This is a genomic window from Mizugakiibacter sediminis (genome assembly GCF_000953855.2).
Lineage (GTDB): Bacteria > Pseudomonadota > Gammaproteobacteria > Xanthomonadales > Rhodanobacteraceae > Mizugakiibacter > Mizugakiibacter sediminis.
This window is the reverse complement of sequence record NZ_DF970150.1, coordinates 1-21,892: the sequence shown is the minus strand read 5'-3', so window position 1 is coordinate 21,892 and position 21,892 is coordinate 1. Positions and strand designations below refer to the sequence as shown.

General features: G+C 70.0%; 18 protein-coding genes, 1 tRNA gene and 1 riboswitch. Of the genes, 7 read left to right on the top strand and 12 right to left on the bottom strand.

Annotated features, from left to right (window positions below; all coding sequences use genetic code 11):
- Nucleotides 1-4: 4 nt before the first annotated feature.
- On the bottom strand, nucleotides 5-1,090 hold the full coding sequence (locus MBSD_RS01990; RefSeq protein WP_237071724.1) for a Fic family protein: 1,086 nt from the start codon (nucleotides 1,088-1,090) through the stop codon (nucleotides 5-7).
- 206 nt (nucleotides 1,091-1,296) lie between these two features.
- Between MBSD_RS01990 and MBSD_RS01985 the strand changes: the two genes are divergently transcribed.
- Nucleotides 1,297-3,210, top strand: coding sequence for an ATP-binding cassette domain-containing protein (locus MBSD_RS01985; RefSeq protein ID WP_062534568.1), 1,914 nt, complete (start codon nucleotides 1,297-1,299; stop codon nucleotides 3,208-3,210).
- A gap of 185 nt (nucleotides 3,211-3,395) precedes the next feature.
- Here MBSD_RS01985 and ppc read toward each other — a convergent pair whose 3' ends face one another.
- Entirely contained in the window at nucleotides 3,396-6,101 is a 2,706-nt protein-coding gene (gene ppc, locus MBSD_RS01980) for a phosphoenolpyruvate carboxylase (RefSeq protein WP_062534566.1), read from the bottom strand.
- Between the two features lie 103 nt (nucleotides 6,102-6,204).
- Nucleotides 6,205-6,284: riboswitch (S-adenosyl-L-homocysteine riboswitch) on the top strand.
- 19 nt (nucleotides 6,285-6,303) lie between these two features.
- On the opposite strand from ppc, the gene ahcY reads away from it, so the two are divergent.
- The 5 genes from ahcY to MBSD_RS01955 all read left to right on the top strand — a co-directional run bounded on the left by ahcY (nucleotide 6,304) and on the right by MBSD_RS01955 (nucleotide 10,569).
- Entirely contained in the window at nucleotides 6,304-7,731 is a 1,428-nt protein-coding gene (gene ahcY, locus MBSD_RS01975; protein WP_062534565.1) for an adenosylhomocysteinase, read from the top strand.
- Nucleotides 7,732-7,765: 34 nt separating this feature from the next.
- Complete coding sequence (locus MBSD_RS01970; RefSeq protein WP_062534564.1) at nucleotides 7,766-8,137, top strand: four helix bundle protein; 372 nt, start codon at nucleotides 7,766-7,768, stop codon at nucleotides 8,135-8,137.
- Nucleotides 8,134-8,985, top strand: a complete 852-nt coding sequence (metF, locus tag MBSD_RS01965; RefSeq protein ID WP_062534563.1) for a methylenetetrahydrofolate reductase [NAD(P)H] — start codon at nucleotides 8,134-8,136, stop codon at nucleotides 8,983-8,985. The genes MBSD_RS01970 and metF overlap by 4 nt, the downstream gene beginning before the upstream one ends.
- A 36-nt stretch (nucleotides 8,986-9,021) precedes the next feature.
- Nucleotides 9,022-9,582 (top strand): hypothetical protein, encoded by a 561-nt coding sequence (locus MBSD_RS01960; RefSeq protein ID WP_062534561.1) that lies wholly within the window; start codon nucleotides 9,022-9,024, stop codon nucleotides 9,580-9,582.
- Nucleotides 9,583-9,645: 63 nt separating this feature from the next.
- Nucleotides 9,646-10,569: a branched-chain amino acid transaminase gene (locus tag MBSD_RS01955; RefSeq protein ID WP_062534559.1), complete on the top strand. Its 924-nt coding sequence runs from the start codon at nucleotides 9,646-9,648 to the stop codon at nucleotides 10,567-10,569.
- 26 nt (nucleotides 10,570-10,595) lie between these two features.
- On the opposite strand, the gene MBSD_RS01950 is transcribed toward MBSD_RS01955, so the two are convergent.
- The 10 genes from MBSD_RS01950 to MBSD_RS01910 all read right to left on the bottom strand — a co-directional run bounded on the left by MBSD_RS01950 (nucleotide 10,596) and on the right by MBSD_RS01910 (nucleotide 19,279).
- Nucleotides 10,596-11,894 carry a sensor histidine kinase gene (locus MBSD_RS01950; protein WP_062534557.1) on the bottom strand — a complete coding sequence of 433 codons (1,299 nt, stop codon included), beginning with the start codon at nucleotides 11,892-11,894 and terminating at the stop codon, nucleotides 10,596-10,598.
- The gene (locus tag MBSD_RS01945) at nucleotides 11,875-12,564 is read right to left on the bottom strand and encodes a response regulator transcription factor (RefSeq protein ID WP_062534555.1); all 690 of its coding nucleotides are present in this window, start codon (nucleotides 12,562-12,564) and stop codon (nucleotides 11,875-11,877) included. Before MBSD_RS01945 ends, MBSD_RS01950 begins: the two co-directional genes overlap by 20 nt.
- 385 nt (nucleotides 12,565-12,949) lie before the next feature.
- Nucleotides 12,950-14,758: a M56 family metallopeptidase gene (locus MBSD_RS01940; RefSeq protein WP_062534553.1), complete on the bottom strand. Its 1,809-nt coding sequence runs from the start codon at nucleotides 14,756-14,758 to the stop codon at nucleotides 12,950-12,952.
- The gene (locus tag MBSD_RS01935) at nucleotides 14,758-15,156 is read right to left on the bottom strand and encodes a BlaI/MecI/CopY family transcriptional regulator (protein ID WP_062534551.1); all 399 of its coding nucleotides are present in this window, start codon (nucleotides 15,154-15,156) and stop codon (nucleotides 14,758-14,760) included. The genes MBSD_RS01940 and MBSD_RS01935 overlap by 1 nt, the downstream gene beginning before the upstream one ends.
- 162 nt (nucleotides 15,157-15,318) lie before the next feature.
- The gene (locus MBSD_RS01930; protein ID WP_187300535.1) at nucleotides 15,319-15,843 is read right to left on the bottom strand and encodes a hypothetical protein; all 525 of its coding nucleotides are present in this window, start codon (nucleotides 15,841-15,843) and stop codon (nucleotides 15,319-15,321) included.
- 2 nt (nucleotides 15,844-15,845) lie between these two features.
- Entirely contained in the window at nucleotides 15,846-16,334 is a 489-nt protein-coding gene (locus MBSD_RS01925) for a hypothetical protein (RefSeq protein ID WP_062534547.1), read from the bottom strand.
- Between the two features lie 128 nt (nucleotides 16,335-16,462).
- Nucleotides 16,463-17,344 carry a 30S ribosomal protein S6--L-glutamate ligase gene (gene rimK / locus MBSD_RS01920; RefSeq protein WP_062534545.1) on the bottom strand — a complete coding sequence of 294 codons (882 nt, stop codon included), beginning with the start codon at nucleotides 17,342-17,344 and terminating at the stop codon, nucleotides 16,463-16,465.
- A gap of 220 nt (nucleotides 17,345-17,564) precedes the next feature.
- A complete protein-coding gene (locus MBSD_RS01915; RefSeq protein WP_237071723.1) occupies nucleotides 17,565-18,809 on the bottom strand; it encodes a group II intron reverse transcriptase in 1,245 nt (414 codons plus the stop codon).
- A complete protein-coding gene (locus tag MBSD_RS15695) occupies nucleotides 18,806-19,189 on the bottom strand; it encodes a reverse transcriptase N-terminal domain-containing protein (protein ID WP_237071722.1) in 384 nt (127 codons plus the stop codon). The genes MBSD_RS01915 and MBSD_RS15695 overlap by 4 nt, the downstream gene beginning before the upstream one ends.
- Before the next feature lie 16 nt (nucleotides 19,190-19,205).
- A tRNA-Gly gene (locus MBSD_RS01910) sits at nucleotides 19,206-19,279 on the bottom strand.
- 1,042 nt (nucleotides 19,280-20,321) lie between these two features.
- On the opposite strand from MBSD_RS01910, the gene MBSD_RS01905 reads away from it, so the two are divergent.
- Nucleotides 20,322-21,892: DUF6600 domain-containing protein (locus MBSD_RS01905; protein ID WP_148667790.1), on the top strand; the 1,571-nt coding region annotated here is incomplete at its 3' end.

Below are 21,892 nucleotides of genomic sequence, written 5' to 3'. Positions count from 1 at the left end.
CCTGTCAGTCATGTTCGTCTTCGGCCGGCTTCTCGATGGCGCGCAGGACGCCGCGCGCGAGGTACTGTCGGCCCCACTGCCGGCCGCTGGTCTCGTGGATCAAGCCGGCCTTTTCCAGGTCGGCCAGCGCGGCGCGCGCGGTGGGGTCGGATACGCGCAGCAACGCTTTCACCCGCGCCGCGTTGATGTGCGGGTTGACGAACAGCTCGTCCACCAGCGCCAGCGCACGGGGCGATTGCGCCACCTTGCGCCGCATGCGCTCGCGCAGATCCATCAGGTCGCGCGCCTGGCGTGTCGCGCGCCGCGCGCTCCAGCGCACGCCGGCGAGGAAATAGTGCAGCCAGCCGGCCCAGTCGCCATGCGTGCGGATGCGCTGCAGACAGGCGTAGTAGTCGCTGCGCTCGCGCTCGATGTATTCGGACAGGTACAGCAACGGCTGGCTCAGCCGCTCGCGTTCGATCAGGAACAGCGTGATCAGCAGGCGACCGACGCGGCCGTTGCCGTCGAGAAAGGGATGGATGGCCTCGAAGTGCTCGTGCATCAGCGCGCACTGCACCAGGTCGGGCAGGTCGTCGCGGCGATGCAGGAAGCGCTCCCATTCGCCCAGCGCCTGCTTCATCTCTTCGGGCGGCGGCGGCACGTAAGTGGCCGTCGCCAGCGTGCTGCCGGGCGGGCCGATCCAGTTCTGGCTGCGGCGGAACTCCCCGGGCGTGGCGCGCTCCCCGCGCACGCCGTGCATCAGCTTGGCGTGCAGTTCGCGCACGAGGCGCAGCGAGAGCGGCAGGCTCCGCAAGCGTTCGACACCGTACTCCAGCGCGGTCACGTAGTTGCGCACTTCCAGCACGTCGTCCGCGGGCGCCTGCGGCGCCTGCCCCGCCTCGTCGGCGAGCAGGTCGCTGATGCTGGCCTGGGTGCCTTCGATGCGCGAGGACAACACAGCCTCGCGGCGCAGATAGGGCGCGATGAGCAGATGCGGATTCGGCAACTGCCGCCCGATGCCGGAAAGCTCGCTGAGCGCCGTATCGGCACGCGACAGCGCCAGCACCAGCGCTTGGTCGAAAGAGAGCGCTGGCGGCAGCGGTGCCGGCACGAAAGCCAGCACCCCCTGTGGCGTGCGTACCAAACGACCGGCTTCGGCTGATCGAAAGTCCGCTGCATCCACCAGCATCTGTCCCCACGCGGCCGTCGCCCGGGTGCCGACTCTAGTCAGCTTTGAAAGAATTGGCAATGAATCTTTCAAAACCTTCCCGCCTTCCGAAAAAGGGCTTTCAAAGCCTCGCCCGCTAGAATGGCCGGATGCCCCTGATCCAGCTCCTCAACGTCGACCTCGGCGTCGGCGGTCCGCCGCTGCTCGACGGCGTCGATCTGACGATCGAGCCGAACGAGCGCGTCTGCGTGGTCGGCCGCAACGGCGCCGGCAAGTCGACGCTGCTGCGCCTGCTCGCCGGCGAGATCGCGCCGGACGACGGCGAGCGCCGCGTCGGCGCGGGCGTGCGCATCGCGCGGCTGGCGCAGGAGGTGCCGCACGACGTCGCCGGCAGCGTGTTCGAGGTGGTCGCGGCCGGCCTCGGCGACGCCGGCGCGCTGCTCGCCGCCTACCACCGCGCGATCGCGCACGGCGACACCGCGGCGATGGCCGCGACGCAGGCGCGCATCGAGGCCGGCCACGGCTGGGATCTCGACCGGAGCGTGACGCAGGTGCTGGCGCGCCTCGAGCTGGACGGCGACGCCGATTTCGCGAAGCTGTCCGGCGGCATGAAGCGCCGCGTGCTGCTGGCGCAGGCGCTGGCGTGCGCGCCCGACCTGCTGCTGCTGGACGAGCCGACCAACCATCTCGACATCGAGGCGATCGACTGGCTGCAGGAATTCCTGCGCCAGTACGAGGGCAGCCTGGTGTTCGTCACCCACGACCGCCGCTTCCTGCGCCAGCTCGCCACGCGCATCGTCGAGATCGACCGCGGCGCGCTGACCAGTTGGCCCGGCGACTACGCCAACTACCTGCGCCGGCGCGAGGAGCGGGCGCACGCCGAGGCGCAGGCCAACGCGCTGTTCGACAAGAAGCTGGCGCAGGAAGAGGTGTGGATCCGCCAGGGCATCAAGGCGCGGCGCACGCGCAACGAGGGCCGCGTGCGCGCGCTGGAAGCGCTGCGCCGCGAGCGCGCCGCGCGCCGCGAGCAGGAAGGCACCGCGCGCATGACGCTGGCCGACGCGCAGGCCTCCGGCCGCAAGGTGATCGAAGCGCGCGACGTGACTTACGCGGTGGGCGGGCGCACGCTGGTGCGGAATTTCTCCACCACCATCCTGCGCGGCGACCGCATCGGCATCATCGGCCCGAACGGCGCCGGCAAGACCACGCTGCTGCGGCTGCTGCTGGGCGAACTGGCGCCGCAAACGGGCGAGGTGAAGCTCGGCACGGGGCTGGAGATCGCCTACTTCGACCAGCACCGCGCGCAGCTCGACGACACGCGCAGCGCGCTGGACAACGTCGCCGAGGGCCGCGAGTACATCGAGCTGGACGGCCAGCGCAAGCACATCATGGGCTACCTGCAGGATTTCCTGTTCACGCCGGAACGCGCGCGCGCGCCGATCACGCGCCTGTCCGGCGGCGAGCGCAACCGCCTGCTGCTGGCGCGGCTGTTCGCCAGGCCGTCCAACCTGCTGGTGATGGACGAGCCGACCAACGACCTCGACGTGGAGACGCTGGAACTGCTGGAGGAACTGCTCGGCGCCTATCGCGGCACGCTGCTGCTGGTCTCGCACGACCGCGAGTTCCTCGACAACGTGGCGACCGGCACGCTGGCGCTGGAGGGCGACGGCCAGGTCGGCGAATACGTCGGCGGCTACAGCGACTGGCTGCGGCAGCGGCCGGCGGCGGCGACGCCGGTTCGCGAATCGCCGTCCGCGAAGGCGCCGGATGCCGGCGTTCGCCGCAATGACGGCGAGAGAGGGACGGTCGCGTCGGCCGCACCCGCCGCGGTTTCCGCGCCCGCGCGCCGCAAGCTGAGCTACAAGGACGCGCGCGAGCTGGAACAGTTGCCGGTGCGCATCGAGGCGCTGGAAACGGAGCTCGCCGCGCGCAGCGCGGCAATGCACGATCCCGCGTTCTTCCGCCAGGACGCCTCGGCGATCGTCGCCGCCAACGAGGCGCTGGCCGCGCTGCAGGCGGAACTGGACGCCTGCTATCGGCGCTGGGAAGAACTCGAGGCCTGAGCCGCGGGCGAAGTCGCCTGTACGCACGCCCCCGCCAAGCGTGTTTTGCAGGAGCCTGCGTGCAGACGACCGCGGCATGCGCTTCGGGCTTGCCGCGAAGAGACGGCCGTCCTGCGGACGCCCCCTCGCCCCAGCCTCTCCCGCGGGGCAGAGGGAGACGAGAAGCGCGCGGCGATGCGGGCACCTCAACCGGTGTTCTGCAGACCTTGCGCAATGCCGTTGACGGTGGCGACCAGCGCGGCGAACAGCGCCTCGTCCCGGCGCTGCGTGGCGCGCCAGCGCGCCAGCAGGTCGGCCTGGATCAGGCTCATCGGATCGACGTAGGGATTGCGCAGGCGGATCGACAACGCGAGGCGCGGGTCCTCGGCCAGCAACGTGCGCGTGCCCTTCAGGCGCGCGATCCAGTCGACGGTGCGGGCGAACTCCTCGGCAATGCGCGGGAAGAAGCGCGCGTGCAGGTCGCCGGCCAGCTGCGAGAAGCGCTCGGCGATGGCGAGGTCGCTCTTCGCCAGCATCATCTCGACGTCGTCCAGCAGCGTGCGGAAGAACGGCCAGGCGCGCGCCATCTCCTGCAGCCGCGCCTCGCCGACCGCGGCGGCGGCGCGCTCGAGCGCGCGGCCGACGCCGTACCAGCCGGTCAGGCCGGCGCGGTTCTGCGTCCAGGCGAACACCCACGGGATCGCGCGCAGGCTGTCGATGCCGCCGTCGGCGGCGCCGCGACGCGGCGGGCGCGAGCCCAGCGTCATGCGCTCGATCACGTCGATCGGCGTGGCGGCACGGAAGTAGGCGACGAAGCCGTCGTCCTCCAGCAGCGCGCGGTAGGCTTCGCGGCCGGCCCCGGCGGCGACGCGCATCGCCTCGCGCCAGCCGCCCTCGCGCGCGTCCGCTGCGCGCGGGCGCAGGCTCGCCAGCAACACCGCGCCGACGGTCTGCTCCAGCGTGCGCAGCGCCAGCGCGCGGATGCCGTACTTGCGGTGGATCACCTCGCCCTGTTCGGTCACGCGCAGCCGGCCGCCGACGCTGCCGCGCGGCGAGGCCAGCACGGCGCGCGATGTCTTGCCGCCGCCCCGGCTGATCGAGCCGCCGCGGCCGTGGAAGAACGCCAGCCGCACGCCGGCGGCGCGCGCCACCTCCAGCAATTCCACCTGCGCGCGCTGCAACGCCCAGCGCGAGGCGACGATGCCGCCGTCCTTGCCGCTGTCGGAGTAGCCGAGCATCACCGTCTGCACGTCGCCGCGCGCGGCGAGGTGCGCGCGGTAGACCGGATCGGCCAGCAGCGCGCCGAGGATCGCCGGGCCGCGCTCGAGGTCGTCGATGGTCTCCAGCAGCGGCGCCACGTCCAGCGGCACCGCGCCGCCGGCGCCGAGGCCGGCGCGGCGCGCCAGCGCCAGCACCGCCAGCACGTCGGCGGCGCTGTGCGCCATGCTGATGATGTACAGCCCCTGCCCCGCGTCGCCGTGCGCGGCGCGCGCTTCGCCGAGCGTAGTGAACACCGCGTCGAGCCGCGCGCCGACCGCGTCCTGCGCCGCCGGCAGCGTCGCTGCGCCGGCGGCGAACGGCGCCAGCCGGTGCGCCTGTTCCGCGGCGTCGCGCATCTCCCAGTCGGCATCGTCCAGCGCCACGGCCAGCGCCTGGGCGTGCACGCGCGCGTCCTGGCGCACGTCCAGGCAGGCGAGATGGAAACCGAAGGTGCGCGCGCGCCACAGCAGCCTGCGCACGCCGAACCAGCCGGCGTGCACACCCTTGTGCGCGCGCAGGCTGGCGGCGATCAGCGCGAGGTCGGCGACGAAATCGTCGGCGCACGCGTAGCCGCGCAGCTCGCCGGCGGCGGTGGCGCGCAGCCGCGCCTGCATCAGCGCCAGCAGCACGCGGTAGGGCATGTCGCGATGGCGCGGGCGGATCGCCTCGAACGCTTCCGGCAGGCGCGCGCGGTAGTCGGCGATGCGGGCGTCGATCGCCGCGTCGACCTCGGCGCGCCCGCGCGACTGGCTGAGCAGCCGCCCCAGCGCGGCGAGGTCGGCGGCGTAGCGCTCCAGCACCAGCGCGCGTTGCGCGCGCAGCGTGGCGGCGATGGTGCCGGCATCGACGTTGGGATTGCCGTCCATGTCGCCGCCCACCCACGAGCCGAAGCGCAGCAGCACCGGCAGCTCGAGGCCGTCGCCGTAGACCTCGCGCAGCGCGGTCTCCAGCGTTTCGTAGAACACCGGCAGCACGCGGTACAGCACGTCGGCGAGATAGAAGCCGAGGTGGTCGATCTCGTCCTGCACGTCCGGACGCACCGGCGAGGCCTCGGCGGTCTGCCAGCTCGCGGTCAGCGCGGTGCGCAGGTGCGCGAGCTGCACGGCGCGCTCGCCGGGTGTCAGCTGGCCGTCGAGGTCGGCGACCAGGCAGCGCACCATCACCTGCTCCTTCTCCAGCAGCGAGCGGCGCACCGCCTCGGTGGGATGCGCGGTGAACACCGGCTCGACGGCGATGCGCGGCAGCCAGGCGCGCAGTTCGTCGAGGCCGACGCCGGCCTCGCGCAGGCGCAGCAGCACGTCGTGCAGACCGTCCGGCTGAGGCGCCGCGCCGGCGCGCTGGTAGTCGCGGCGGCGGCGGATGCGGTGCACGCGCTCGGCGATGTTGACCATCTGGAAGTAGGCGGAGAACGCGCGGGTCAGCGCGGTGGCGTGCTGCGGGGCGAGATCGCGCAGGCGGGTCGCCAGTATCTCCGGCGGCTCGCCGGCCTCGCGGCGGCGGATCGCGGCGCGGCGCACCGCTTCGACCTCGTCGAGGAAGGCCTGGTCGATCTGCTCGGCGAGCATGTCGCCGACCATCGCACCGAGGCGGTGCACGTCGGCGCGCAGCGGCGCGTCGTGCGGCAGGAAGCCGGGGTCGCGGGACTCGTCCATGGGCGCTCCAGGGTCGGGATGCCTAGGCTAGCAAGCCCGGCGGCGCCCGGGCGGCCATCTATCTCTTCATCCGGAAGGAACGATATACTTCGCCCCTCCCATTCCCGCCGAGGGGCGCTGCGACTCCGTGCGAACCGGAGCCAGGCTCGGCGCGGCCAACCCCCACAACGGCGCCCGCTGCCAATCCCACGGAGCAAACGCCATGAACGCAGTCGTCAAGCAGACCCCCGGCCAGGACTTCAAGGTCCGCGACCTCGGCCTCGCCGAGTTCGGCCGCAAGGAGATCGAGATCGCCGAGCACGAGATGCCGGGCCTGATGTCGATCCGCCGCAAGTACGCCGCCGCGAAGCCGCTGAAAGGCGTGCGCGTCACCGGCTCGTTGCACATGACCATCCAGACCGCGGTGCTGATCGAGACGCTGGTCGATCTCGGCGCTTCGGTGCGCTGGGCCTCGTGCAACATCTTCTCCACCCAGGACCACGCCGCGGCGGCGATCGCCAAGGCCGGCGTGCCGGTGTTCGCCTGGAAGGGCGAAACGCTGGAAGAGTATTGGGACTGCACGCTGGACGCGGTCACCCACGGCGACACCGGCCCCGAGCTGGTGGTCGACGACGGCGGCGACGTCACCCTGCTGATCCACAAAGGTTACGAACTCGAGCAGGGTTCGAAGTGGGTCGACGAGCCTGCTTCCTCCGAGGAAGAGCAGATCATCAAGAACCTGCTGAAGCGTGTCGCCAAGGAGCGCCCGGGCTTCTGGACGCGCGTGGTCAGGGACTGGCGCGGCGTCTCCGAGGAGACCACCACCGGCGTGCACCGCCTCTACCAGCTGGCCGAGGCCGGCAAGCTGCTGGTGCCGGCGATCAACGTCAACGACTCGGTGACGAAGTCGAAGTTCGACAACCTGTACGGCTGCCGCGAGTCGCTGGCCGACGGCCTGAAGCGCGCGATGGACGTGATGGTCGCCGGCAAGGTCGCGGTGGTGTGCGGCTACGGCGACGTCGGCAAGGGCTGCGCGCAGTCGCTGCGCGGCTTCGGCGCGCGCGTGATCGTCACCGAGATCGATCCGATCAACGCCCTGCAGGCGGCGATGGAAGGCTTCGAGGTGACCACGGTCGAGGAGACGCTCGGCCGCGGCGACATCTACGTGACCACGACCGGCAACAAGGACGTGATCACGCTCGAGCACATGGCGAAGATGAAGGACCAGGCCATCGTCTGCAACATCGGCCACTTCGACAACGAGATCCAGGTCGACCGCCTGAACAAGGCGCCGGGCGTGACCAAGACCAACATCAAGCCGCAGGTCGACCGCTACAAGTTCGCCGACGGCCGCGAGATCTTCCTGCTTGCCGAAGGCCGCCTGGTCAACCTCGGCTGCGCCACCGGCCACCCGAGCTTCGTGATGTCCAACTCGTTCTCCAACCAGACGCTCGCGCAGATCGACCTGTGGCAGCACAGGGACGTCTACGAGAAGAAGGTGTACCGCCTGCCGAAGCGGCTCGACGAGGAAGTCGCGCGCCTGCACCTCGAGAAGATCGGCGTGAAGCTGACCCGGCTGACGCCGGAACAGGCCGCCTACCTCGGCGTGCCGGTGGAGGGGCCGTACAAGCCGGAGCATTACCGCTACTGACCCGAGAGTAGGGAGTAGGGAGTGGGAGAGCCGCATGGCATTGAAGCCTGGGCATTACCGGTTGCTGGTCTGGCAGGAAGCCATGCGGCTCGTCCGGCAGGTTTATCTGGTCACCGACGGAATGCCGGGAAAGGAGCGGTACGGTTTGCAAAGTCAGATCCGACGCGCGGTGACCAGCATCCCTTCGAATATTGCCGAAGGTGCTGCACGCGGCAGCAAGGCAGAGTACATGCGCTTCCTGCAGATCGCCCGTGGTTCCCTGATGGAACTGGATACGCAACTCTTGCTCGGCCAGGACTTGGGTTACTTGGGCTATGACGATGGACTCCGGTCTGCGATGGAGTCGGTTCTCGTCAAGCTCAATGGCCTCATAAGTTCGAAGCAAACCGGGGGCAAACGCGCGTGAACTCCACTTCCTACTCCCCACCTCCCACTCCCATCTCCTTCGAATTCTTCCCGCCCAAGACCGACGAGCAGCGCGCGCAGCTCGATCGCACCGCGGCGAAGCTGCGGGCGCATGCGCCGGAATACGTCAGCGTGACGTTCGGCGCGGGCGGCTCGACGCTCTCCTACACGCCGGAGACGGTGCAGCGGCTGCGCGACGTGCACGGGATGGAGGCGGCGCCGCACCTGTCCTGCGTCGGCGGCACGCGCGCCGAACTGGGCGCGCTGCTGGAGCGCTACAAGGCGATGGGCTGCCGGCGCATCGTCGCGCTGCGCGGCGATCTGCCGTCGGGCATGGCGCGCAGCGGCGACTTCCACTACGCCTCCGAGCTGGTCGCCTTCATCCGCGCCGAGCACGACGGCTGGTTCCATATCGAGGTGGGCTGCTATCCGGAATGCCATCCGCAGGCGGAGCACGCGCAGGCCGACCTCGCCCACTTCAAGGCCAAGATCGACGCCGGCGCCGACGGCGCGATCACGCAGTACTTCTTCAACGCCGATGCCTATTTCCGCTTCGTCGACGCCGCGCGTCGCATCGGCGTCGCGGTGCCGATCGTGCCGGGCATCATGCCGATCGCGAACTTCGCCCAGCTCAGGCGCTTCTCCGAGCAGTGCGGCGCCGAGATCCCGCGATGGATCGCCAAGAGCATGGCGGCCTTCGCGGACGACGCCGAGGCGATCCGTGAATTCGGCGCCGACGTGGTCGCGGCGATGTGCCGCCGCCTGGTCGAGGGCGGCGCGCCGGCGCTGCATTTCTACACGCTGAACCTGGCGAAGCCGACGCAGGCGGTGCTGGCGCGCCTGGCCTGACTGGCGCGCTGCGCGCCCGCGCACTACGCTCGGCGCATGCGGCGCGCGCTTTCCTTCCTGTTGCTGACCGCCGGCGCGATGGCAGGCGCGCTCGCCGCGCCGGCGGCGCCGGCGCAGGACACGCCGGTCTACCGCTGCGTGGGCGCCAACGGCGAGCCGGTGTTCTCCGGCCAGCCCTGCAGCGCGCTGCGGCTGCCTTCCGGCAGCGCCAGCGCGGCGGCGGCGGAAACGCCGGCCGCACCGCAGAACCACGGCTTCTGCGCGGCCGACGCCGAGGAGCTGCGCGAACGCGCCGCCGCGGCCATCGACGCGCATGACGCCAACCGCCTCGCCGCGCTGTTCCTGTGGCAGGGCATGGACGGCGCGGCCGCACTGGCGCGTCTGCACGAACTGGCCGCGATCGTCGACGGCCCGGTGCTCGGCCTGCAGCTCGAGGGCGCAACGTCGGCGCCCGCCGCCAGCGCGGCCGCGCCTTCCGACGGCAGCGCGGCCGCGCTGCTGGTCCGCCGCGCCATCGACCCCTGGAACGCGGTCGCCGCGGAAGAAGCGCGCTATCCGCTGGTGCAGCGCGACGGCTGCTGGTGGCTGCGCTTCTGAACCGTGCGGCGGCGCGGCGCCGCCGGCTGCTATCATGCGCGGGTTTGGCCTGGAGAAACCGCGATGGCGCAGACGTACCCCGATTGGATCTGGCACAACGGCGAGATCAAGCCGTGGCGCGACGCCACCGTGCACGTGATGGCGCATGCGCTGCACTACGGCTCCTCGGTGTTCGAGGGCATCCGCAGCTACGCCACGCCGAAGGGGGCGGCGATCTTCCGCCTGACCGATCACCTCAAGCGCCTGTTCCACTCGGCCAAGGTGTACGACATCGCCATGCCGTACACGCTCGAGCAGCTCGCCGCCGCCTGCCGCGCGGTGGTGAAGAAGAACGGCCTCGACAAGGCCTATCTGCGCCCGGTCGCGTTCCGCGGCCTCGGCGGCTTCGGCCTGTCGGCGGAGACGCCCACCGATGTCGCGGTGGCGGCGTGGGCGATGGGCGCCTATCTCGGCGACGGCGTGCTGGAACTGGGCATCGACGCCTGCGTGTCGAGCTGGCAGCGCTTCGCGCCCAACACCATCCCGGCCGGCGCCAAGGCCGGCGGCAACTATCTCTCCGGGCAGCTGATCGCGCGCGAGGCGCGCCGCCTCGGCTTCGGCGAAGGCATCGCGCTGGCTTCCACCGGCCTGCTCAGCGAGGGCGCCGGCGAGAACCTGTTCCTGGTGTTCGACGGCGCGCTGCACACCACGCCCGTGGCCAGCGCGATCCTGCACGGCATCACGCGGCACTCGCTGATGACGCTGGCGCGCGACGCCGGCATTCCCGTGGTCGAGCGCGACATGCCGCGCGAGTATCTCTACTTCGCCGACGAAGTGTTCATGTGCGGCACCGCCGCCGAGATCACGCCGATCCGCTCGGTGGACGGCAAGCCGGTCGGCGCCGGCAAGGCGGGCCCGCTGACGCGGCGCATGCAGGAGCTGTTCTTCGGCCTGTTCGACGGCCGCACGCCCGACCGCCACGGCTGGCTGGAACCGCTGGACGCCTGAGCGCGGAGGCCCGGCGCGGCCGCCCGTCAGCGCCGCGGCTGGAAATCCAGCGTCGCCACCGCACCGCCGCCCTCGCGCGGACGCAGGCCGACGCCCCAGCCGTACAGCTCGCACAGCCGCCGCACGATGGCGAGGCCGAGCCCGGCGCCCTTGCCGACGGCGCCCTCGCCGCGCACGCCGCGCTGGAACAGCTTCTCCGCGTCCTCGGCCTTGATGCCGGGGCCGGTGTCCTCGACCAGCACGCGGCCGTCCTGCACGCGCACCACCACCTCGCCCTGCGGCGTGTACTTGATGGCGTTGCCGATCAGGTTGTTCAGCGCCACCGCCACCACCGACGACGGCGCGTTCACCGCCAGCGGCGACTCCACGCGCAGGCTCACCTCGACCGGGCGGCCGCCGAGGTGCGGACGGTTGGCATCGATCACGTCGGCGCAGACGCGGGCGATGTCGGTGGTCTCGCCATCGATCGGGCCGGAGCGCTCGGCGCGCGACAGCAGCAGCAGCGCCTCGATCAGTTCGGTGGACTGCCGCGAGGCGCGCTCCATGCGCTTCAAGCGGTCGCGCATCTTGTCGCTGAGGTCCGGCGCGTTCAGCAGCAACTCGGTGGTGGTGGCGATCACCGCCAACGGCGTGCGCAGCTCGTGGCTGACGTCGGCGTTGAACTCGCGGTCGCGCTGCACCAGCTCGGTCAGGCGCTGGGCGTAGTCGTCCAGCGCCGCCGCCAGCTCGCCGACCTCGTCGTCGGCGAAGTTCGGCGCCAGCGGTTCGAACTGGCCGGTGCGGCGCAGCGAACGCAGACGTCGCGCGAGGTCGCTGACCGGGCTCATCACCCGCGACGACAGCCAGCGGCCGATAAGCATCGACAGCCCGGCGAAGATCAACACGGCGAAGCCGAGCGCGGTGATCAGCTGGCGCTCGCTGAGGCGCTGCGTGCTGACGTCCAGGCGCAGGAACGCCCAGTAGCGATCGTCCTTGTACACGGCGAGCTTGTACGGGCGCAGCTTGCCGTTCTCGTCGAAATCACGGATGTCGTAGACGCCGGTGCCGTAGCGCTGCCAGGCGAACGGCACGTTGGCGAACTTGCGCGCGCTGTAGATCTGCGCGTCGAACGTCGACAGCTTCCACGGCGCGTCCGGCTCGGGATGCGCCTGCTTGAACTGCACGAAGTTCTCCACCTCGCGCTGCAGGGTGTTGTTGATCAGCTGGTCTTCCAGCCGCGCGCGCATGTAGATCGTCGCCGCCGCGAACAGCGAGGTCAGCGCCAGACCGAACAGCGCGAAGGAGACGAAGATGCGGCTGCGGAGCCTACGCCGGGACTGCAGCATCCGGGTCGACCATGCGGTATCCGATGCCGTGGCGCGTGTGGATCAGCGGCTTGTCGAACGGCTTGTCGATCGCCGCGCGCAGGCCGTGGATGTGCACGCGCAGCGAGTCGCTGTCCGGCAGCTCCTCGCCCCACACGCGCTGTTCCAGTTCCTGGCGCGTGACCACCGACGGGCTGGACTCCATCAGCGCCTGCAGCAGCTTCAGGCCGATGGGGTTCAACTGGATCGGCTTGCCGGCGCGCGTGACGGTGAGGGTGTCGAGGTTGTAGGTGAGGTCGGCGACCTTGAGCACGCGGCTTTGCGGCCCCTTGCCACGGCGCGCCAGCACTTCCAGGCGCGCGCCCAGCTCCTGCAGCGCGAACGGCTTGGTCATGTAGTCGTCGGCGCCGGATTCGAAGCCGGTCAGCTTCTGCTCCAGCGCGTCGCGCGCGGTCAGCATCAGCACCGGGGTCTGCTTGTGCGCCTCCTGGCGCAGCTTGCGGCAAACCTCGAGCCCGTCCATGCCGGGCAGGGTCAGGTCCAGCACGATCACGTCGAAGTCGTGCACCACCGCGAGGTGCAGGCCGGTGACGCCGTCGCCGGCGAAGTCCACCACATGCCCGCGGTCCTCGAGGTAGTCGCCGATGTTGGTGGCGATGTCGTTGTTGTCCTCGATTACCAGCACTCGCATCGCTGCGCTCCCTTGGGACGCTGCCCGGGACGAAAGCTTAACGGGATTCGGGTCGGCCGTGGCCGGCGGCGTCGCGCCGCGGCCAGCCGCAATTCAGACGGGGAGATGACGCAGCGGCGGGCAAAGAAAAAGGCCCGAGGAGGTGCCATTGGGGGAACCCACCTCGCTCGGGCCTAAAGCTACTGCCCCGATTACCGTAAATCTGCCTGTCACCTGACCTGACCTAGGAGTGTCGAGCAGAACTACAGTATGGGTCGTTATAGGGAGGGAGCCTTTAAAAGCTCGTTAAACGCCGTTCACCGAATCGTTAATCGCGCGCGCTGCGACGAGGGCGCGGCGGCCCCCGCGCGTGCGGCGGGCCGATCATCGGTCGCGATCGAGCGCGTCAGGGCACCGAAGGCGCGGGCATGCCGCGCGCGGCTCCGTAGATCTCCGGCTGGAACGCCGGGCCGAACTCGTCGGGTCGCCGGCAGATGTGCGAGCCGGTGACGATGCGGCATCCCGTCTGCGCGGCCACATCGCCGGCGGCGCGCACGTCCTCGCTCGGCTCCGGCGCCGTCTGCGGCCGCAGGCTGAAGACGAAGGTCTGGCGATACCGCCTGTCCGCATCCGCCGAGGTCGGCGGCGAGAACCGCGAACGGTCCAGGGCGCGACGGGCGGCCACCTCGAATTCGCCGACCGGGTTCGACTCGACCACGCGCACGTCGCGCACGGTGCCGTCGCCGGCCAGCGCGAATTCGAATTCGACCTCGCCCTCGATGCCCTTGGCGATCGCGCCTTCCGGATAGACGGGGCGCACCAGGAACAGGATGGTCGGCGCCGTGTGCCCGGCCGTGAGCGACGCCCCCTCGGGTCGGGCCGTCGGCTGCGGCTGGGCGGTCGCCGAAACCGGAGCGGCGGGCGCCGCGACAGGTGCGTCCGCCGGCCGCGCCGCCATCGGCTCGACGGCAGCCGGCGCGGCCGCCGGACGTGCCGCGTCGGGCATCGACCGCGGCGACGGCGACGTCACGGATGGCGATGCCTCGGCTGCGGCCGCCGGCAACCGCAGGTGCGGCAACGGCAGCGCTTTCGGCACCAGGTCGGCGAGACGCTCGCCGACGCCGGATGCCGGCGGTGCCAGCCGCAGTTGCGGCGCCAGTACGGCGCTGACACGGGCGAGGGCGGCGGTCAGGCCGGCCATGCGCGCCTGGTCGAGGCGGGCAAGCTGGTAATGGGCCGCCGCCGCGGCCAGCATGGCGAGCAGCAAACCGACGACGAAACGTGCCTGCGGCCGCGCCGAACGTCCGACCAGCGGCATGCCGGCGATACGGCGCACGCGCTCGACCAGCACGCCTCCGCTCGCCGCCAGCGCCAGGCCGTGATGGCCGTCGCGCAGGTCCTCGAGATCGGCCAGCGCCTCGACGTAGACGCGCGGGCTGCCGCCGGTGACTTCCAGCACCAGTTCGTCGCAGCAGATCTCGCGCTCGTTGCGCACGTCGCGCGAAATCCAGTGCACCACCGGGTGATAGAACAGCACCGTCTCCAGCACGAGCTGCAGCAGGTTGGCGAGGTGATCCCAGCGGCGGATGTGGCCGAGCTCGTGGGCCAGGATCAGTTCGACCTGGGCGACCGGAAAGCCGAGCGCGACCGCGGCCGGGAGCAGGATCACCGGCCGCAGCCAGCCGATCAGGGTGGGGGTGGCGACGCGCTGCGACCAAAGCAGGCGCACGCGGCGCCGCAGCCCCAGCCGCCGGCCGAGTTCGCGCAAGCGCGCTTCCCACTCGGGCAGCGGCGAAGCCTCGCGCAGCAGGCGCTTGATCTGGCGCCAGTGGCGCCAGGCGCGCAACGTCAGCAGCAGCACGCCGATCGCCCACAAGGCCACCAGCCAAGGCAGCGCGGCGTTCACCAGCTCGCGCCACGCCGGCTGCGCGGCATCGCCTGCCGCCGGCGTGACGGCCATCGCGGCCAGCACCGTCGCGTCGGCATCCACCGCAGCGGCCATGCCGTCCAGCAGGCGCCAACCGGTCAGCAGCGGGCAGCATGCCAATACGGCGAGCGCGGCCATGCCGAGCGCGTAGCGCGCGCGTCCGCGCGGCACGCGCATGCGCACCAGCGCATACAGCGCGCCGACGGCGGCGCCCTGCCAGAGAAAATGCAGCAGCGTCCAGCCGAGCACGTGCACGGTGTCGAGGAACGGTGCAGGCAAGGTCTCCATCACTTCGCCTCCTCGTTCAACCGATCCAGCAGATCGCGGATCTCTTCGAGCTCCGCCCGCGTCGCACGCTGGCTGCCCAGGGCATGCAGCACCAGCTGCGAGGGCGAGCCGTCGAACACGCGCTGCACGATATCGGCGAGGAAGCGCTTCTGCGTGCGTTCCTTGCTGACGGCGGCGCGGAAGACGTGCGCGCGCTGCGAGTCGTCGCGTGCGACCAGTCCCTTGCCGTGCATCACCTGCAACAGCTTCAGGGCGGTCGTGTAGCCGGCGCCTTCGTCGCGGTAGAGCGCCTCGTGCACCTCGCGCACCGTGCACGGACCGCGCTCCCACAGCACGCGCAGGATGTCCAGCTCGGCCTCGGTGGGCTTCGGCGTTTCGCTGACTCGACGCGGACTCATGTCGTCTCACTCCGGACCACGCCGCCCTGCGGCGACTGTGGCATATCTAGGCCCATCGCGGATGATCGCGTGTACCTCATTCGCCGGCCGGGCGGAGCGGAAGGCCTCCTGTACGGCCTTCCGCATCGGCCCGTGCCGGTCCGGGCGCGCCGGCGCTGTCGTTCAGCCGCCGCCCCTGTTCTGGGTCGCCTGCATCCTGCGGTCCTCGAGGTATCTCCAACTGTCGTGCTGCGCGCGTTCGATCTCCCCATAGGTGCGGCAGACGGAGCGCGTCAGGTGCGACCCGGTCGGCGCCTCGCGCTTGCAGATCAGGCGTTCGCTGTCGCGCCGCGTCAGGATCGCGTTGATCTCCGACTGGTCGTTCATCAGCCGCACCTTCTCGTCGGCGGTCATCGCCTCGACGGTGCCGCGCTTCTGGAACAGCGCGCTCATGTCGGCCAACCGCGTGTCGATGGTGCTGCGCTCCGCCTCCGGGACGAACTCGTAACGGCCGCCCGTCTGCATTTCCTGGCGCACGGCGGCGACGACCACGGCGAAATCCTGGGCATTGTCCGCCTTGACGATCTGCTTGGGTTCGTCCGCCCGGCTTGCACCGGCCATCGCGGCCAGCACCGCCGCCAGCATCCACGCAACGCATTTGGCAATGTTCATGATCGCACCTTCGGGCCCCGTATCCGTGCCGGCCACGCTCAACCGCCGCTGATGTTCTGGGTCGCCTGCTTCTGGCGATCCTGCAAGTACTGCACGGAATCGCGGCGCTCGCGCTCGATCTCGCCGTAGGTCTTGCAGACCGATTTGGTCAGATGCGAGCCGGTCGCCTGGACGCGCTCGCAGATCACGCGGCGGCTGTCGCGCTTGGCCAGGATCGCGTTGATCGCTTCCTGGTCGTTGGCGAGCTGGACCTTCTCGTCCGCGGTCATCTGGCCGACGGTGCCGCGGCGGTTGAACAGCGCCTGCATGTCGTCCAGTCGGGCTTCCACGGCCTGGCGCTCGTCGTTCTGCACGTACTGATAGTAGCCGCCCGGCCCCATCTGCTTGCGGACGGCGGCGGCGACCGCCTCGAAGTTGTCCTTGGTGTCGCCCTTGGTCACCACATCGATCTTGTCCGCCGCGAACGCGCTGCCGACGTACAGCGCCGCCAGCACGCCGGCGACCACCCAACCTTTGCCGAACTTCATGGGAATTTCCCCCGTTTGACGTTATGGATCCACCGGCCGCCGCGCCCATCGCCAGCGCCGACCGGCCGATCCTAGACACGGGTCACGGGGCTTGTCAACGACGACTTTCGTACTAACCACTTCGTCGTTCAGCGCCGACCGACCCGCCGCTCGAGGTAGGCGACGATCTCCGCCGCCACGTCCACCCCGGTGACGGCCTCGATGCCCTCCAGGCCGGGCGAGGCGTTGACCTCGAGCACCAGCGGGCCGCGCGCCGAACGCAGCAGATCCACGCCCGCCACCTCCAGCCCCAGCACTTCGGCCGCGCGCAGCGCCACGGCGCGTTCGGCCGCGCTCAGGCGCACCCGCGTGCCGCTGCCGCCGCGGTGCAGGTTGGAGCGGAAGTCGCCGGGCGAGGCCTCGCGCTGCATCGCCGCCACCACCTTGCCGCCGACCACGAAGCAGCGCAGGTCGCGGCCTTGCGCTTCGCGGATGAACTCCTGCACGAGGAAATTGGCGTACATGCCGCGGAACGCCTCGATCACGCTCTGCGCGGCGGCGCGCTTCTCGGCCAGCACCACGCCCTGCCCCTGCGCGCCCTCGTTCAGCTTGATCACGTGCGGCGGTTCGCCCAGCATGGCCAGCAGGTCGGCGGTGTCGTCGGGGTTGTCGCCGAATACCGTGGTCGGCATGCCGAGGCCTTCGCCGGCCAGCAGCTGCAGACAGCGCAGCTTGTCGCGCGCGCGCAGGATCGCGTCCGAACCGTTCGGCGTGTACACGCCCATCAGCTCGAACTGACGCACCACCGCGGTGCCGTAGAAGGTGATCGAGGCGCCGATGCGCGGGATCACCGCGTCGAAGCCGGCGAGCTCGCGCCCTTTGTAGTGCACCGCGAACGCGCCCGGCGCTATGCGCATGTAGCAACGCAGCGGGTCCAGCACGCGGGCGACGTGGCCGCGCGCGCGCGCCGCCTCGACCAGGCGCACGGTGGAGTGCAGGCGCGGGTTGCGCGAGAGGATGGCGATCTTCATGCGCGCTCCGGTAACGGCGTGCCGTCGCGCCGCTGCCGCCGGTCGCCGATGCGTGACAGGAGGGAGATGGAGCGGGTGAAGGGAATCGAACCCTCGTCAGTAGTCGGGTGGGAAGGTGGCCTCGCGGCCACCCTCCCCCCTCAGAACCGTACGCGAGACTTTCGCCTCATACGGCTCAAGCAGCCTTGGACTCGATCCGGTCACCCAGTCGAGCGGCAGCCTATCCTTTCGTGGCGCGTGCGTGCAACTGCACGTGACACGTCGGGTGGAGCAATTGCAAGTTGGACAGCCGATCCGGACCACCATAGACCCGCCAGACCACATGGTGGACGTGCCACCCCGTTGCCTTCGTGATCTTGGCAGCACAGACCGGGCAAAGCCCTTCCTGCCTGTCCCAAAGCCAATACAACCGCCTGCGTCCTTGCAGCGTAGACCGCATCCGCCGAGTTAAACGCTCGTCGAAGTAGGCCTCGTCCTTGGGGTCATAGGGATTGGCGTCGGCCCTCACCTTGATGTGCTTGTCCACGGAAATGCTGGCCAGCCGCACCAAACTGAAACGATCCGTCTGAAAGAGCCAGTCGCGTGAGCCGTTCGCCCGAAAGTAGCGGCGTTTGATCCAACGCTTGCCCTTCATGGGATGCCGACGTACCGCCCAGCGCCACAACGCGCGCGTGATCAGGTAATCCATCTTTGCGAACGGACGCGATGCGTGCACGACTCGATGATAGTTGCCCCACCCCCGAAGGATCGGGTTAAGGGCTCCTACCACGTCATCCTGCTTTGCACCACGCAGCTCGCGCAGTCGGTCTCTGACTTTCGCGTAGAGCGTCGTCGCGTTTCGCTTTGACGGGACGATGCGCAGAAACGCCTTGTGTTTCCGCACATGCCAGCCAAGGAAGTCGAACCCCTCCGTCACATGGGTGATCTTCGTTTTCGTCGCCGAGAGTTGCAGACCACGCTCGGCGAGAAACCCCACGAGCATCGGCTTGACCTGCGTTTCCAACACCTCTTTCGAGGCACCAGTCACGACAAAGTCGTCCGCGTATCGGATGAAGTTGATCTTGGCCCGGCGTGGAAGGCTGTCTTTCAACAGCCCCTCCATGCCGTCCAACGCCAGGTTCGCCAAACACGGGGAGACGATCCCGCCTTGCGGCGTGCCTGCGTCCGTCGGAAAGAGCTTGTGACCCTCCACGAATCCGGCTTTGAGCCACTTAGACAGCACGCGCCGGTCCATCGGCACGTTGCCCACCAGCCAGTCATGACCGATGTTGTCAAAGCAACCTTTGATGTCGCCTTCCAGCACCCACTTTGGCGAGTGCTTCCTGCTCAGTGCGTTGTGGCACTGAGCGATGGCATCCGCTGTTGAGCGTCCGGAACGAAAGCCGTACGAGTTCGGGTCGCCTCGGGTTTCCGCGACGGGATCGAGCGCAAGCCAGTACAGCGCCTGCATGGCTCGATCTTTCATCGTCGGTATGCCGAGGGGCCGCTTTCCGCCACTGGCCTTCGGGATGTGGATCCTGCGAAGTGCTTAGGGCGGTACCGCCGCGATTCCAGCGTCGATACCGCTTTCCACTTCTCCGCGGGCGTGGACCAGGTAATGCCATCCACACCGGGGGTCTTTCGGCCTTGGTTCTCCGTCACTCGGCGCACCGCGACTGCTCGTGCGGTGGTCGAGCGGACGAGCAACTTTTGCAGCCGTTTGACGCTGCGCCAGTTCTCGTCCTCCGCTGCCTTCGCTATGCGTGCCTGCAACCTCCTGACGTGCTGGAACGCCTCGGCCCACGGGATCGTGTGCCAGTCGGTCCAGCGCGTGGAGGCGACATCGCCACTCGAAATGGCGTCCATATCAGTCCTCCAAAGTTGGAGCGGGCGAAGGGAATCGAACCCTCGTCAGCAGGTTGGGAACCTGCAGCTCTACCATTGAGCTACGCCCGCCCATGACCCTTTGGGGATGGACGCCTCCCCCGGTGGGGATTCGTCACCCCATCGGGAGTCGGTTGTCAGACCTGTCTAGCGACAGGCCACCACGCGGAAGTCTGCACCCTTTCGGGTCGGGGCGATCGTTTCATCCCCTATCCCGACTATTACCGTCGGGCATTCGCTTTCTCCGCGTTCCTCTTTCCGCTGGCGCATCAGCGATCCTCGCGGGTCGCCTAGTTGCCCAAGTGCGGGGCAACGCACCAACGGAGTTACCACGTTCCGCACAAGTAACAGAGTTGGGAGGGTTCTGTCTTTTCGCCGAAGACCGTGGTGTCAGCGTGCGCCGACCAAGCAGCGGCGCATCCGGTCTTATCCCGTTTTGGGCAGGGCTTGTCAGATGCCTAAGCCCTTCATAGCTTGACGACGATGGAGCGACAGTTCGTTTGCACTAACCCTTCAACCCAGCCTAGCGCCTCATCCGGATGCATCTTCCAGAATCACGCCGACCCCTCACGGGGTTCAGCGTACCCCGAGAGGTGGCTACATTGTCAGAGCGCTCGGCACAGGATTGTTGCCAATCCCGCGCTGCTCCTAGGCTACCGGTGGCTGAACACCGGGCCTGCGCAATCCCTTGTGGGGAAAGCAGGCAATTACTCGCGCGGCCTTCGCCGCGTGGACCCTGTACCGTTTAACAGGTTCAGGGCCACCCTTTCCGGACAGGTCCGGTTAAGTCGGAGATCGATCCGACAGTCGCTCCAGTTTACGACGGAGAGTCGGCCGCTTTCGCGGCTGGAGCGTGGGACACGCGGCTCGTGTCGCACGCTTGGGAAGCTACAGCTCTACCATTGAGCTACACCCGCCCGGCCCGGGGATGTTAGCCACAGGGCCGGCGGCTGGCAACGCGGCCACCGCGCGCTGAACGGCGGGTTGCGGGGCTGCCGCCATCCAGTCCGCATTCAGCGCCGCTGCGCTGTGATGGGCTTGCCGGACCCCGGCGCGACCGCGTCCGCCCCGGCCTGTCGCCCGGCCCGCGTGCCGGCGACCTTCGGGAGGCGTTATGAGTGCGATGTCCCTGCTGCGTGCCGCGTGGTGCGGAGTGCTGTGCGCATGCGCGCTGGCGCTGCCGGCGCGCGCGCAGACGGCCGACGCCGACGTCGATCCGCCGGACCGCGTGGCGCGCCTGAGCTACCTCGACGGCGACGTCAGCTTCGCGCCGGCCGGCAGCGACGACTGGGGCCAGGTCAGCATCAACCGCCCGGTCGTGCAGGGCGACCGCCTGCTCAGCGGCGACGCCTCGCGGGCGGTGCTGGAGCTGGGCGGCGCGCAGATCCGCCTCGGCCAGCGCAGCGCGTTCAATTTCCTCGCCCTGGACGACGACGTCGCCCAGGCCGAGCTGTCCAGCGGCACGCTGAATCTGCGCGTCAGCCGCCTCGACGCCGGCCAGCGCTACGAGGTCGACACGCCGACGCTGGCCCTGGTGGTGACGCGGCCGGGCGAATACCGCGTCGACATCGCTCCGGACGGCAAAGGCTCGATGGTGACCGTGTTCGACGGCGACGCCACCGTCTACGGCGAGGGCGGCGTCGACTATCCGGTGCAGGCGGGACGCTCCTGCCGCTTCGACGACCCGCAACTGCGGCAGGTCGACGTCGCCGGCGTGCCCGCGCCGGACGCCTTCGACCGCTGGTGCTTCGACCGCGACCGCCGCAGCGGCGAAAGCCTGTCGCGGCGCTACGTCGCCGCCGACGTCATCGGCGCCGACGACCTCGACGACTACGGCACCTGGACCGAGGTGCGCGAGTACGGCCACGTCTGGTTCCCCGCCACCGTGGTCGCCGACTGGGCGCCCTACCGCTACGGCCACTGGACCTGGATCGATCCGTGGGGCTGGACCTGGGTGGACGACGCGCCGTGGGGCTTCGCGCCGTTCCACTACGGCCGCTGGGTCTACGTCGGCGGGCGCTGGGGCTGGTTGCCGGGGCCGGTGTACGTGCGGCCGGTGTACGCGCCGGCGCTGGTCGCCTTCGTCGGCGGCTCGGGCTGGAGCCTGTCGATCGGCTTCGGCGACGGCCCGATCGGCTGGTTCCCGCTCGGTCCGCGCGACGTCTACGTGCCGCCTTACCGCTGCGGGCGCCGCTACTTCACCAACGTCAACGTCACCAACGTCACGGTCATCAACAAGACCGTGATCAACAACACCTACGTCAACCTGCAGGCCGACCGCCGCAACGACTACGCGCGCTCGCCCAACCTGCGCGCGCCGCACGCCGTCACCGTGGTCTCGCGCGACACCTTCGTCGGCGCGCGTCCGGTGGGCGCGGCGCGGGTGCGCGACGTGAATCCCGCCGACATCGCGCGCGCGCCGCTGCTGCGCGGCCCGCGCCTGATGCCGACCGAGGCCAGTCTCGGCGTGCGCGAGCGCATGGTCGGCGGCAGCCTGCCGCCGCGCCAGGTGTTCGAGCGCCCGGTGGTGGCGCGCCACGCACCGCCGCCGGCGCCGCCGGCCTTCGCCGAGCGCCGCGCCGCCATCGAGCGCAACGGCGGCGCGCCGCTGGACCGCGCGCAACTGCGGCAGATCCGCACGCAGGCGCCGGGCGCCGCCGCGCCCGACGCCGCCCCGCGCGTCGT